This window comes from Pseudomonas sp. R1-1, from assembly GCF_051132135.1.
Taxonomy (GTDB): domain Bacteria; phylum Pseudomonadota; class Gammaproteobacteria; order Pseudomonadales; family Pseudomonadaceae; genus Aquipseudomonas.
The window spans coordinates 2,468,269-2,481,088 of the sequence record NZ_CP071663.1 but is presented as its reverse complement, the minus strand read 5'-3'; the positions used below and the strand labels follow the sequence as shown (position 1 = coordinate 2,481,088).

At 60.9% G+C, this 12,820-nt stretch carries 10 protein-coding genes; 6 read left to right on the top strand and 4 right to left on the bottom strand.

Annotated elements, in window-relative coordinates:
* Nucleotides 1–216: 216 nt before the first annotated feature.
* Together J3P75_RS11345 and J3P75_RS11340 are read left to right on the top strand one after the other, a co-directional pair.
* Nucleotides 217–1,035: an alpha/beta fold hydrolase gene (locus J3P75_RS11345; RefSeq protein ID WP_332763466.1), complete on the top strand. Its 819-nt coding sequence runs from the start codon at nt 217–219 to the stop codon at nt 1,033–1,035.
* A 98-nt stretch (nt 1,036–1,133) separates the two neighbouring features.
* Nucleotides 1,134–1,757 (top strand): glutathione S-transferase family protein, encoded by a 624-nt coding sequence (locus J3P75_RS11340; RefSeq protein WP_434710473.1) that lies wholly within the window; start codon nt 1,134–1,136, stop codon nt 1,755–1,757.
* Between the two features lie 808 nt (nt 1,758–2,565).
* On the opposite strand, the gene J3P75_RS11335 is transcribed toward J3P75_RS11340, so the two are convergent.
* Nucleotides 2,566–3,063 carry a winged helix-turn-helix transcriptional regulator gene (locus J3P75_RS11335; RefSeq protein WP_434710471.1) on the bottom strand — a complete coding sequence of 166 codons (498 nt, stop codon included), beginning with the start codon at nt 3,061–3,063 and terminating at the stop codon, nt 2,566–2,568.
* A 99-nt stretch (nt 3,064–3,162) separates the two neighbouring features.
* Here J3P75_RS11335 and J3P75_RS11330 point away from each other — a divergent pair, with 99 nt between their 5' ends.
* Nucleotides 3,163–3,789 carry an isochorismatase family cysteine hydrolase gene (locus J3P75_RS11330; RefSeq protein ID WP_434710469.1) on the top strand — a complete coding sequence of 209 codons (627 nt, stop codon included), beginning with the start codon at nt 3,163–3,165 and terminating at the stop codon, nt 3,787–3,789.
* Between the two features lie 35 nt (nt 3,790–3,824).
* Here J3P75_RS11330 and ptrR read toward each other — a convergent pair whose 3' ends face one another.
* Nucleotides 3,825–4,703: a putrescine utilization regulator PtrR gene (ptrR, locus tag J3P75_RS11325; RefSeq protein ID WP_434711261.1), complete on the bottom strand. Its 879-nt coding sequence runs from the start codon at nt 4,701–4,703 to the stop codon at nt 3,825–3,827.
* A gap of 103 nt (nt 4,704–4,806) precedes the next feature.
* Here ptrR and J3P75_RS11320 point away from each other — a divergent pair, with 103 nt between their 5' ends.
* Complete coding sequence (locus tag J3P75_RS11320) at nt 4,807–6,198, top strand: aldehyde dehydrogenase family protein (RefSeq protein ID WP_434710467.1); 1,392 nt, start codon at nt 4,807–4,809, stop codon at nt 6,196–6,198.
* Nucleotides 6,199–7,138: 940 nt separating this feature from the next.
* Here the strand turns inward: J3P75_RS11320 and J3P75_RS11315 are convergent.
* On the bottom strand, nt 7,139–8,308 hold the full coding sequence (locus tag J3P75_RS11315) for a DUF1624 domain-containing protein (protein WP_434710465.1): 1,170 nt from the start codon (nt 8,306–8,308) through the stop codon (nt 7,139–7,141).
* Nucleotides 8,309–8,525: 217 nt separating this feature from the next.
* On the opposite strand from J3P75_RS11315, the gene J3P75_RS11310 reads away from it, so the two are divergent.
* Together J3P75_RS11310 and J3P75_RS11305 are read left to right on the top strand one after the other, a co-directional pair.
* The gene (locus J3P75_RS11310; RefSeq protein ID WP_434597401.1) at nt 8,526–9,122 is read left to right on the top strand and encodes a paraquat-inducible protein A; all 597 of its coding nucleotides are present in this window, start codon (nt 8,526–8,528) and stop codon (nt 9,120–9,122) included.
* The gene (locus J3P75_RS11305; protein WP_434710464.1) at nt 9,119–9,805 is read left to right on the top strand and encodes a paraquat-inducible protein A; all 687 of its coding nucleotides are present in this window, start codon (nt 9,119–9,121) and stop codon (nt 9,803–9,805) included. Before J3P75_RS11310 ends, J3P75_RS11305 begins: the two co-directional genes overlap by 4 nt.
* Here J3P75_RS11305 and ydiJ read toward each other — a convergent pair.
* On the bottom strand, nt 9,738–12,764 hold the full coding sequence (gene ydiJ, locus J3P75_RS11300) for a D-2-hydroxyglutarate dehydrogenase YdiJ (protein ID WP_434710462.1): 3,027 nt from the start codon (nt 12,762–12,764) through the stop codon (nt 9,738–9,740). The genes J3P75_RS11305 and ydiJ overlap by 68 nt on opposite strands.
* Nucleotides 12,765–12,820 lie beyond the last annotated feature (56 nt).

Sequence of the window (12,820 nt, the reverse complement as noted above, 5' to 3'; positions counted from 1 at the left end):
GCGAATTCATCGACATGAATTCGCCCCTTTTTTTTGCGTGTCTGCAAGGAATCAGCGCAAACAACGGCGCCATTTTACCCTTCGCCGCCTTGAGACTCGTAGTTGCGCAGGATAAAACCAGCACCTGCGTACAAGTGCAAAGCTCATCTTGCGCAGATAGTGAACGCTGCCCATTCGGCATTCAGTCATACCCACACACGATCACAAGGAGTTTTCATGAGCACCTTCAAGACCCAAGACGGCACCGAGATCTATTACAAGGACTGGGGCAGCGGCAAACCCGTGCTGTTCAGCCACGGCTGGCCACTGGACGGCGACATGTGGGAATACCAGATGGAATACCTGAGCAGCCGCGGCTATCGCACCATCGCTTTTGACCGTCGCGGGTTTGGCCGCTCGGATCAGCCGTGGACCGGTTATGACTACGACACTTTTGCCGATGACATCGCCGGCCTGATCAACCATCTGGACCTGCGCGACGTGACCCTGGTCGGTTTCTCCATGGGTGGCGGTGACGTCAGCCGCTACATTGCCCGCCACGGCAGCGAGCGTGTGGCTGGCCTGGTGTTGTTGGGTGCGGTGACGCCGCTGTTCGGCAAGAAGCCCGACTTCGCCCAAGGCGTCGACAAGTCGGTATTCGACGGAATCAAGGCTGGCCTGCTGAAGGACCGCGCGCAGTTCATCGCCGATTTTGCCGCGCCTTTCTATGGCACCAATCAGGGTCAGACGGTCTCCGACGGCGTGCTCACGCAGACCCTGAACATCGCGCTGATGGCGTCCTTGAAAGGTACCGTGGATTGCGTCACCGCGTTCTCGGAAACCGACTTCCGCCCGGACATGGCCAAGGTCGATGTGCCGACGCTGGTGATCCATGGTGACGGTGACCAGATCGTGCCGTTCGAAACCACCGGCAAACAGGCCGCTGCGCAGATCAAAGGCGCCGAACTGAAAGTCTATGCCGGTGCGCCGCACGGTTTTGCCGTGACCCATGCGCAGGCGTTGAATGAAGATTTGCTGGCGTTCCTGCAACGCTGATCAATCGGCATGAACGAGAAGAGCCCGCCTGAGTGCGGGCCTTCTTTTTTCTGCTGTGCTATGTATTGGCTTGTGTCGACTCTCGGGAAGGACAATCCATGTTGCGAATACTCGGAAGGGCTTCATCGATTAACGTGCGCAAGGTGCTGTGGACGTGTGCCGAATTGGGCATTCCGTTCGAGCGCGAAGACTGGGGATCGGGGTTTCAGTCGACGCAGACCCCGGAGTTTCTCGCGCTCAATCCGTGCGCAATGGTGCCGGTGATTCAGGACGATGATTTCACCCTGTGGGAATCGAATACGATCATTCGTTATCTGGTGACGCGTTATGGCGGCGCGGCGCTTTATCCCGTTGAAGCGCGGGCGCGGGCACAGGTCGATCAGTGGATCGATTGGCAGGCTTCAGAGCTGAACCGGTCGTGGTCGTATCCGCTGATGGCGCTGGTGCGCAAGTCCGCGGATTACCAGGACAGCGCTGCGCTGGCCGCGGGTTGTCGGGATTGGGCGCGGAACATGGAGATTCTGGATCGACAGCTGCAGAAGACCGGGGCTTACGTCAGCGGGGAGGCGTTTTCTCTGGCGGACATTCCGATCGGGCTGTCGGTGAATCGCTGGTTCGAAACGCCGCTGGCGCATCCTGATTTTCCAGCGGTCAGCGCTTATTACGAGCGGTTGAGCTTGCGTGAGGGGTATCGGTTGTATGGGCGTAATGGTACGCCGTGAGCCTTTGGGTTTGATGTGTTGCTCGGGATCTGTGCGCACCGCAAAAACCTGTGGGAGCGAGCCTGCTCGCGAAGGCTTTCTTTCAGGCGGTGAGTTTTTTGGTTTGGGTACATATCCGTTGCTTCGGGTGCTGCGGCTGGCGGTTTCGCCCTTACGGCGAGTCCCTTTTTCAGACGCCAAAAAGGAACCAAAAGGCTTTGCTCCTACGTACGGCCCTCGCAGGCTCGGGTCCCTTCGCTGCGGGACCGATCCGGGCGCAGCGGCTACGGTTTGCTTCGCTGCACCTACTTCCGCTGTGTCTGGCTGCGCCAGACGGTCGCTGCGCTCCCACGCCCGGATCAATCCCTCCACTCAGCCTTCCGATGTCGCTGGTTAGGCAAGATCAAGATCAAGGGCACTCGAGCTGGCGCTCATTGTTGAGTGGTTAGAAGCGGGTGGTTGGTTCGGGATTTGTGGTGGATTCGCCCCTCATCGGAACGCCGCCCGCCCAGCCCTCTCCCGAGGGAGAGGGAGCCGATTTGTGGGCTTTTCGAGTTTTGCGCACGACTCGGTATCTCATGTCGGCGTAGCCCTTGCATCCACCCCGGTCAAGTCCCCTCTCCCTCTGGGAGAGGGCTAGGGTGAGGGGCTTTTGATTCTGCCCTCAAGCGATGGCAGCGCGTCAGCCAAGCATTCTCTTTGCTGGTCCAACCAATCCAAACTGTGGGAGCCAGCCTGCTGGCGATAGCGACGTTCAGATAAAGCAACTGCAACTGACACTCCGCCTTGGCAAACAGTATCGCTCCTGCAAGGGTCGTTGTTTGCGTGGCTATCTGTTTTTGAACGCCTCCCGCCGCCCTTGGCGTTCGGCTACATAAGCCTCTTGCGGCTGGCTGATCAGATCTTCTCGACGCAATGGTTCGCCGCAATGCGCGCACACCGGCCCGAGGCCTGCGGGGTGGTTGCAGGGTTTGTGGGTGAAGACCACTGCCAGCCCTTCCTCGGGGGCTTTGCACCAGGTTTCGCCCCAGGCGCGCAAGGCCAGGATCACTGGGTAGAACGCTTCGCCCTTCGCGGTGAGGTGATATTCGTAGCGTTTCGGCCGTTCGTTGTATAACCGCCGCTCGACCAGTCCGTCCGCCTCCAGGCACTTGAGCCGCGTAGCAACCATCTGTGGGGTGCCGCCGGTCTGCGCCTGGATCTCGTCGTAGCGATGGTTGGCCATGAACAGCTCGCGCAGAACCAGCACGGTCCAACGGTCACCGACGATGTTTTCGGCCCGTGAAATCGGGCACAGCGTGTCGGGTGCGCTATCGTCTTCAGCCATCGGAGCTTGCCTCTTTTACTGTTACTATGATTATCATATCAACACGATGCCGGGACAAGCCCTGCGCACCGCTCTTTCCTTTTGCCGGAGCAAGCCGCCATGTCAAACCCTCTCTATCCGCTGGACCGCACTGCCTATCTGCTGGTCGATCCGTACAACGATTTCCTTTCCGAGGGTGGCAAGGTTTTCCCGCTGATCAAACCCATGGCCGAGCAGAACGGCCTGCTCGACAATCTGCGCAAACTCGACCGTGCGGTGCGCAGCCTGCGCATTCCGGTGGTGATCGTACCGCATCACCGTTGGGAAGAAGGCGATTACGAAAGCTGGGATCACCCCACGCCCACGCAGTGCAAGATCATGCACATGCATCATTTCGCCCGTGGCGAATGGGGCGGCGAATGGCATCCGGATTTTGCCCCGCAGGACGGCGACATTGTCGTTCAGGAGCATTGGGGCTCCAGCGGTTTTGCCAACACCGACCTGGATTTTCGCCTGAAGCAGCAAGGCATCACCCACGTCATCATCGTCGGTCTGCTGGCCAATACCTGCATCGAAGCCACCGCCCGCTATGCCGCGGAACTCGGCTACCACGTCACGCTGGTCCGCGATGCGACCGCCGCGTTCAAAGAAGAGATGATGCACGCGGCCCACGAGCTCAACGGCCCGACCTTCGCCCATATCATTACCGACACCGACGCGTTGATCGCCAGCCTCGAGTCGCAATAAGCCCACGCCTGACCGCGGCTGAGTTGCAGCCGCGGTCAGGCATCTGCCGGCACCACCCCACGCTCTTCGAGCAAGCGCACGAACATGATCAAGCTGCGCGACACCGTGCCGCGACGCCAGACCAGCCACGTCGTCAGGTAACGAAAATCCGTGGTCAATGGCCAGACGCTGACGGTCGCGCTGCCGGGCATGCTTTGCAGCATTTTGCGCGGCATCAGCGCCAGCCCGGCGCCGGCACTGACGCAGGCGAGCATGCCGTGGTAGGACTCCATTTCGAAGATCTTGCCCGGCACGGCGGCATCGGTGCTGAACCATTTTTCGAAGTGATGGCGATAGGAGCAATTGGAACGAAAGGCGTAGATGTTTTCCCCGTTCACATCTGCCGCTCGCTGGACGGGCGCGTGGTTGAGCGGCGCGATGATGACCATTTCTTCCTCAAAAGCCGGCACGCCTTCCAGCGTCGGGTGCAGCACCGGGCCATCGACGAACGCCGCCGCGAGGCGCCCGGACAGTACGCCGTCGATCATGGTCCCCGATGGTCCGGTCGACAGGTCCAGATCGACTTTTGGATGCAGTTGGTTATACGCCGCGAGCAGTTCGGGTATGCGCACCGCCGCCGTACTCTCCAGCGAGCCCAGGGGAAACGCACCCTGCGGTTCTTCACCCGCCACCGTTGCCCGCGCCTCCTGCACGAGATCGAGAATCCGCCGCGCATACTCAAGAAAACTCCACCCGGCCGGTGACAGGCGCAAACGGCTTTTCTCACGAATGAACAGATCGACGCCCAGGTCTTGCTCCAATTGCTTGATCCGCGTGGTCAGGTTCGACGGCACGCGATGGATTTGCGCGGCCGCGGCGCTGATGCTGCCGTGCTCGGCCACGGCTTTGAAGATTTCCAGTTGCACCAGGTCCACAGACATTCTCCAATCGTGAAAGAAACGATCTTTATTATTCAGTTTCCAGAAAACAAACGCCACCCTACTCTAGGCCCATCCACTGAACACGCAGGACGACGCCATGAGCCAGATTTCCAGCCAGACCCACGCCATTTCGATCAACCCAGCGACCGGTGAGCAGATCGGCCACTACGCCTTCGAATCCGCTGCCGACCTTGATGCTGCGTTGACCCGCGCTGCCTGCGGCTTCGGCAAGTGGAAGCGCAAGCCGTTGCAGGACCGTTCACGCTTGCTGACCGCCCTCGCCGGCGCGCTACGCGACACCGCTGACGCCATGGCGACCATGATCACCCTGGAAATGGGCAAACCGATCGCCCAGGCCCGTGGCGAAATCGAAAAGTGCGCCAAACTCTGCGAGTGGTACGCCGAACACGGCCCGGCCATGCTCGATGCCGAACCGACTCAGGTCGAAGGCGGCAAGGCGCGCATCGAATACCGTCCGCTCGGGCCGATCCTGGCGGTGATGCCGTGGAACTTCCCGATCTGGCAAGTGCTGCGCGGCGCCGTGCCGGCGCTGGTTGCTGGCAACACCTACGTGCTCAAGCATGCGCCGAACGTGATGGGCAGCGCTTACCTGCTGCGCGACGCGTTCACCCGCGCCGGTTTCGCCGATGGCGTGTTTGAAGTAATCAACGTGACGCCAGAAGGCGTATCGACCGCCATCGCCGATTCGCGCATTGCTGCGGTTACCCTGACCGGCAGCGTTCGCGCCGGTATGGCCATCGGTGCTCAGGCCGGTGCTGCCCTGAAAAAATGCGTGCTGGAACTGGGCGGCTCCGACCCGTTCATCGTGCTCAATGACGCCGACATCGATGAAGCCGTGCAAGCTGCCGTCATCGGCCGCTACCAAAACTCCGGTCAAGTCTGTGCAGCGGCCAAGCGCCTGATCATCGAGGAAGGCGTGGTTGAGGAATTCACCCGCAAATTCGTCGAAGCCACGCGTCAGTTGAAGGTCGGCGATCCACTGGCTACCGACACTTACATCGGTCCGATGGCACGTTTCGATCTGCGTGATGAACTCGACCAGCAAGTACGCGACACCCTCGAAGAAGGCGCGACGCTGCTGCTCGGTGGCGGTAAAGCGGCAGGCCCGGGCAATTATTACGAGCCTACCGTACTGGCGGACGTCACCGACCGCATGACCTCGTTCAGACAGGAACTGTTCGGTCCGGTCGCCTCGATCATCACCGCCCGCGACTGCGCCCACGCCGTAGCGCTGGCCAACGACAGCGAATTCGGCCTGACCGCGACGATCTACACCGCCAACGTGCCACTGGCCCAGCAACTGACCAGCGAACTGGACACCGGCGGTGTGTTCATCAACGGCTACTCCGCCAGCGACCCTCGTGTGACCTTCGGCGGCGTGAAGAAAAGCGGTTTCGGCCGCGAGCTTTCACACTTCGGCGTCCGCGAATTCTGCAATGCGCAGACTGTGTGGCTGGATCGAAAATAACCTTGTAGCACCTGCTGGCGATGGCGGCGGGTCAGTCGAATCAATTTCGACTGGTAAACCGCTATCGCGAGCAGGCTCACTCCTACAGGTAATGCGTTTCAGCTCTGTTGCGGGCACAACACAAAACACTGTGGGAGCCAGCCTGCTGGCGATGGCGGCGGGTCAGTCGAATCAATTTCGACTGGTAAACCGCTATCGCGAGCAGGCTCACTCCTACAGGTAATGCGTTTCAGCTCTGTTGCGGGCACAACACAAAACACTGTGGGAGCCAGCCTGCTGGCGATGGCGGCGGGTCAGTCGAAACAATTTTGACTGGTAAACCGCTATCGCGAGCAGGCTCACTCCTACAGGTGATGCGTTTCAGCTCTGTTGCGGGCACAACACAAAACACTGTGGGAGCCAGCCTGCTGGCGATGGCGGCGGGTCAGTCGAAACAATTTTGACTGGTAAACCGCTATCGCGAGCAGGCTCACTCCTACAGGTACTGCGTTGCAGCTCTGTTTCGGGCACAACACAAAACACTGTGGGAGCCAGCCTGCTGGCGAAGGCGGCGGGTCAGTCGAAACAATTTTGACTGGTAAACCGCTATCGCGAGCAGGCTCACTCCTACAGGTACTGCGTTGCAGCTCTGTTTCGGGCACAACACAAAACACTGTGGGAGCCAGCCTGCTGGCGATGGCGGCGGGTCAGTCGAAACAATTTTGACTGGTAAACCGCTATCGCGAGCAGGCTCACTCCTACAGGTACTGCGTTGCAGCTCTGTTTCGGGCACAAAACGAAACACTGTGGGAGCCAGCCTGCTGGCGAAGGCGGCGGGTCAGTCGAAACAATTTTGACTGGTAAACCGCTATCGCGAGCAGGCTCACTCCTACAGGTAATGCGTTTCAGCTCTATTCCGAGTACAACGCGAAACCCTGCTGGCGATAGCGGCGGTCAGTGCTTACAGATACTTCAACCAGGTCAGATCCCGGCGGCGCGCCTTCAAGTCCGAGAACCAGCGCACGGCCGGAAACAGTGCAATCGCCAGAATGATTGCGGCCACCCAGATTGCCGCCACTGACGAAAAGCCAAAATAGCTGCCCTGATTCAGCCCGAACAGCGCTACGCCGATCAGGTACAGCACTTTCAAGGCATACAAGTGCAGCAGATAGAAAAACATCGGCGCCGAACCGAACACCGTCAGCCAGCGGATCCAGCGCCGATCCTGCACGCGTTCGAACGCCAATAGCAGCAACAAGCCGATACTCACCGTCAACGCAATAAACAGCAGTGACGGCGGGTACTTGGTGATGTTGAAAAAGCTCATCAACGTCTGCACCAGCGTGTCGCCCGCGGCCCACGGCTTTTCCCCGTAACCGTTGAGCAGCCGCAGCGCGACAAAGCCCAGCAGCCCTGCGCTACCGGCGATCAGCAGGCGCCGTTGGCGCACAACGGCGTCGACGCCGCGAGCAAACCATGGCCCCAAGACGTAGCCCAGACCGATCACACCGATCCACGGCAACAGCGGATAGGAGGTGCGCAGACGCAAGCTGTCGCTGACATCGATCCAGCCGCGTTCATGCAGGATCGCCCATGGCACATGCAGCGCCGATTCCAGTGGGAAATGCACGCCGTCGAGCAGGTTGTGCCCGGCGATGATCAGCACGCTCAACGTCAGCAATAGCGCGCGCGGCAACCAGACCAGTACCGACAAGGCGATCATGCTCAGGCCGATGGCCCAGATCACTTGCAGATAAATCACACTCGGCGGCAGTTGGAACGTCCAGGCAAAGTTCACCCAAGTGAATTCCAGCACCACCAGAAACAACCCGCGCTTGAACAGAAACGCGCTGACATCGGCCTTGCCGGCATATTTCTCCCCGAACAGCCACGCCGACAACCCGGTCAACAGCACGAACACCGGGGCGCACAGGTGCGCCAGGGTGCGACTGAAAAACAGCGCCGGCTCCGTGCTGGCAATGTCCATCGGATCGCCAACCTGGCGGTGCAGCAGGAAGGTTTCACGCACGTGGTCGAGCAACATGAACAGGATCACCAGCCCCCTCAGCGCATCGATGGACAACAGTCGGCCGGACATAACCGGAGCAGAACGGGACAGCGCAATCGTCATGGATATTTCACACTCGAAGGAAAGACACCAGGCGGGAGCGACTGGCCGCCTGAAAAACTGCGTTACCTTATAACATCAAAAACGCAACATCCAAACCCGATCGAGAGTGATTCTCAGGAATTATCCATCGTATGCCCCGCTGCATTTGCCCAATCGCCTCAGACTTCTATAGTGATCAAGTCTCCCTGCCCTTGCGGCTGAATGCCGAGCGTGGTCCATGGTCAACACCGAACACCTGATCATCTGCGAGCACTGCGACTGCGTTTATCAAAAAGTCGTCCTCGCCAAACACCAGAAAACCCTCTGCGTGCGCTGCGGCGGCGTGCTGCAGCGCTACAACGGCCTGACCATCGAACAGCGTCTGGCCCTGACCTTCACGGCCGCGATGCTGTGGCTGTTCGCCAATTTCTACCCGGTGATGAGCATCAGCCTCAAAGGCCTGAAGAACAGCGCTACGCTGTGGGATTCGGTGCTGGCGCTGAGTCAGGGGCCGATCACCTTCATCGCCATGGTCGCGGCGATCGCGATCATCATCGCCCCGGCCTTCCAACTGGTACTGCTGATCTGGGTGCTGGGTTTTGCCCTGGCGTCGCGACGGGCGCCGGGGTTCAAGCTGTCGATGCGCTGGCTGGAAACCCTGCGCCCATGGAGCATGCTTGAAGTGTGTCTGCTAGGGGCGATGGTGGCGGTGTTCAAACTCGCCGGACTGCTCGATGTACTGCCGGGCATCGGCCTGTTCGCCCTGGCGGCGCTGAGCCTGATGATGATCCGCATTGCCGGGCGCGACATCCGCGAACTCTGGGATATTTTATGAAACGTCCACCGACCGCCGCCGAGCTCAACCTGTGCCTGTGTCACAGCTGCGGCCTGGCCTGCGACATGCGCGACGAACCGCATAATTGCCCGCGCTGCGATGCGCCACTGCACCGCCGCAAGACCAATTCGCTGACCCGTACCTGGGCCTACATGCTCGCCGCGCTGGCCTTCTACGTTCCAGCAAATCTGCTGCCGGTGATGAACACAATGATGCTCGGCAGCGGCGCCGACAGCACGATCATGAGCGGCGTGCTGGAATTCTGGGAAGCCGGTGCCTGGGACATCGCCCTGATCATTTTCATCGCCAGTATCGCCGTGCCGGGGATAAAGTTCGTCGCCCTGACCTTGCTGCTGATCACCGTGCAGCGCGACAGCGCCTGGGCACGCAAGGAGCGCTCGAAGCTGTACCGCTTCGTCGAGCTGATCGGTTATTGGTCGATGCTCGATGTGCTGGTGGTCGCGCTGGTCGCCGCGCTGGTGAAGTTCCAGACCTTGGGCGATATCGAGCCACGACCGGGCATTCTGTTTTTCGGCCTGGTCGTGGTGTTTACCATGCTTGCGGCGATGAGCTTCGATCCGCGGCTGATCTGGGACAAGGACACCGACGACAGCGTCAGCGACGCTGAGCCGCCAGCAGCACCTGTAACGGATGACGCAACGCCTGATCTGACTGGCGCTTGACCTGGCTGCGGCACGAATAACCGGTTGCCAGCGCTTCGCCCTGCTCCGCCGATGCGTCGACCTGACGCGCCCAGGACTGCTCGTAGATCAGCGCCGAGGTCTGGCGATTGCGCGCCTCGTGGCCGTAAGTGCCGGACATGCCGCAGCAACCGGTGGCCTGAGTCGCCAGTTGCAACCCGGCACGTTCGAACACCTGCTCCCATTGGCGGGTCGCGGCGGGCGCGTTGGTTTTCTCGGTGCAGTGGGCGAGCAGACGGAATTTCACTCCGCTCTGTTGCGGCGCCTGCTCGGGCATCACCTTGAGCAACCACTCCTGTACCAGTTGAACCTCTGGGCAGTCCTGCAGACCGGGAACCTTGAGGTATTCCTGGCGATACACCAGGGTCATGGCCGGGTCGAGCCCCAGCAACGGCACGCCGACGTCCGCCAGTTCACGCAACTGCCGCGCATTGCGCAGCGCCGCGCGATTGAATGCCGCGAGGAAGCCCTGCACATGCAACGGCTTGCCGTTGGCGCTGAACGGCGCCAGATAAACCTGATAACCAAGGCGCGAGATCAACTCGACCAGATCCGCCAGCAGCGGCGCTTCGAAATACCGGGTGAAGGCGTCCTGGACGATCACCACGCTGCGTTCACGCTGCGCCGGTGTCAGCGCTGACAGCGTCGCAACGGTTGCCGGCTGCACCTGCCAGCGGCGCATCGCGGCGTGAAAATCGAAACGGCTGAGCAACGGCACATCGACCATGCCACCGACTCGCTCAAGCAGACCGCGCACCCACGCCGCGCCCATCAAGCCGTTGTACAACGCCGGAATTCGCGCCATGTACGGAATGCTGTACTCCAGCGAAGCGATCAGATAATCGCGCGCCGGACGCAGATACCGTGTGTGGTACAGCTCAAGAAAACGCGAACGAAAATCCGGCACATTGACCTTTACCGGGCATTGCCCCGCGCAGGATTTGCACGCCAGGCAACCGGCCATGGCGTCGTAGACCTCATGGGAAAAATCCGCCGACTGCGCCCGCGTGTTGCGCCAGCGCTGCCATAACGTTGTAAAAAACGCCGGTCGGCGAATCGCCCCGGACAACACGTCGACACCCGCCTCGCCCTGCAAGCGCAGCCACTCGCGGATCAACGAGGCGCGGCCCTTGGGCGACTGCGCACGCTCGCGGGTGGCTTTCCACGACGGGCACATGGCGTCATCGGGATCGAAGTTGTAGCAGGCGCCGTTGCCGTTGCAATGCATCGCCGCGCCGTAGTCCTGCCAGACCTTTTCGTCGATCTGCCGATCGAGCTCGCCGCGCAGGGTCACTTCATCGATTTTCAGCAATGCCGCGTCGGTGTTGGCCGGCGTGGCGATCTTGCCGGGGTTGAACTGATTGAACGGGTCGAACGCGGCCTTCAGCGCTTGCAGTGCCGGGTACAACTCGCCGAAAAACGCCGGCGCGTATTCCGAGCGCAGGCCTTTGCCGTGCTCGCCCCAGAGCAGACCGCCGTATCGTTGAGTGAGCGCCGCAACGCCATCGGATACCGGGCGCACCAGCGCCGCTTGCTGCGGATCTTTCATGTCGAGGATCGGCCGCACGTGCAGCACGCCGGCATCGACATGGCCGAACATGCCGTACTGCAAGCCGTGGCTGTCGAGCAGATCGCGCAGCTCGGCGATGTACTCGGCCAAGTGCTGCGGCGGCACCGCGGTGTCTTCTACAAACGGCTGCGGCCGCGCTTCGCCGGCGACGTTGCCAAGCAGGCCGACCGCGCGCTTGCGCATGCCATAGACCTTGTTCACCGCCGCGTGCCCGATCGCTAGCGTATGGCCCAAGCGCTCGACGGTGCGGTCTGTGCTCAGGTGCTCGACAAACGCAGCGACGCGAGCTTGCAATTCATCCGGATCGTCACCACAGAATTCGACCAGGTTGATGCCCAACGTCGGCCGCTCGGCGCTGGCCGGAAAATACTCGGCGACGCCATGCCAGACAATGTCCTGCATCGCCAGCAGCAACACTTTCGAGTCCACGGTTTCGATCGACAGCGGCTTGAGCGCCATCAACGCGCGCGCATCGCGCAGCGCGTCCATGAAACCGGCGTAGCGGATATTCACCAGCATCGTGTGCTGAGGAATCGGCAGCACATTCAGCCGCGCCTCGACGACAAACCCGAGCGAACCTTCGGCGCCGCACAACACGCTGTTGAGGTTGAAACGGCCGTCTGCCTCGCGCAGGTGCGCGAGGTCGTAACCGGTCAGGCAGCGGTTGAGATCGGGAAAGCGCTGTTTGATCAGTTCGCCCTGCTCGTCAATGATCTGCCGCGCGCAGCGATAGACTTCACCGACCCGATCATCACGCGCGCACTGCGCTTGCAGCTCGTTTTCGTCCAGCGCCTGAGCGTGCAAACGCTCGCCGCCACGCAGAATCATGTCAAGTTCCAGCACATGGTCGCGGGTCTTGCCGTAGGTGCAACTGCCCTGGCCGCTGGCATCGGTGTTGATCATGCCGCCGACGGTGGCGCGGTTGGACGTCGACAGTTCCGGGGCGAAGAACAGCCCGGCGGATTTAAGTGCGGCGTTGAGCTGGTCCTTGACCACCCCGGCCTGCACCCGCACCCAGCGCTGCTCGACGTTGATTTCGAGAATGCGGTTCATGTGTCGCGACAGGTCGACGACGATGCCATCGGTCAGCGACTGGCCATTGGTACCGGTGCCGCCGCCGCGGGGCGTGATCACCACTTGCTGATGGGCGGGCTCGGCGATCAGCTTCGCCACCCGCGCGACATCCTCGGCATCCATCGGAAACACCGCCGCTTGGGGCAGGCGCTGATAGATCGAGTTATCGGTGGCCAGCACCACGCGGCTGGCGTAATCGGCGCTGATCTCACCGCGAAAGCCGCTGGCCTTGAGGGCGTTGAGGAACGCCTGATAATCGGCAGTAAGGGTGCTTGCGGGCGACAGCTGGGCAATCATCGGTCAGGGTATCTCGGTCAAAATCGGGCCGTGTGGCGGTGAACAGTTGTACGCAA

What these genes read in the sequence shown, in the direction of transcription:
- J3P75_RS11345 (WP_332763466.1), top strand. Translation starts at nt 217, where the DNA reads ATGAGCACCTTCAAGACCCAAGACGGCACCGAGATCTATTACAAGGAC.
- J3P75_RS11340 (WP_434710473.1), top strand. Translation starts at nt 1,134, where the DNA reads ATGTTGCGAATACTCGGAAGGGCTTCATCGATTAACGTGCGCAAGGTG.
- J3P75_RS11335 (WP_434710471.1), bottom strand. Translation starts at nt 3,063, where the DNA reads ATGGCTGAAGACGATAGCGCACCCGACACGCTGTGCCCGATTTCACGG.
- J3P75_RS11330 (WP_434710469.1), top strand. Translation starts at nt 3,163, where the DNA reads ATGTCAAACCCTCTCTATCCGCTGGACCGCACTGCCTATCTGCTGGTC.
- J3P75_RS11320 (WP_434710467.1), top strand. Translation starts at nt 4,807, where the DNA reads ATGAGCCAGATTTCCAGCCAGACCCACGCCATTTCGATCAACCCAGCG.
- J3P75_RS11315 (WP_434710465.1), bottom strand. Translation starts at nt 8,308, where the DNA reads ATGACGATTGCGCTGTCCCGTTCTGCTCCGGTTATGTCCGGCCGACTG.
- J3P75_RS11310 (WP_434597401.1), top strand. Translation starts at nt 8,526, where the DNA reads ATGGTCAACACCGAACACCTGATCATCTGCGAGCACTGCGACTGCGTT.
- J3P75_RS11305 (WP_434710464.1), top strand. Translation starts at nt 9,119, where the DNA reads ATGAAACGTCCACCGACCGCCGCCGAGCTCAACCTGTGCCTGTGTCAC.
- ydiJ (WP_434710462.1), bottom strand. Translation starts at nt 12,764, where the DNA reads ATGATTGCCCAGCTGTCGCCCGCAAGCACCCTTACTGCCGATTATCAG.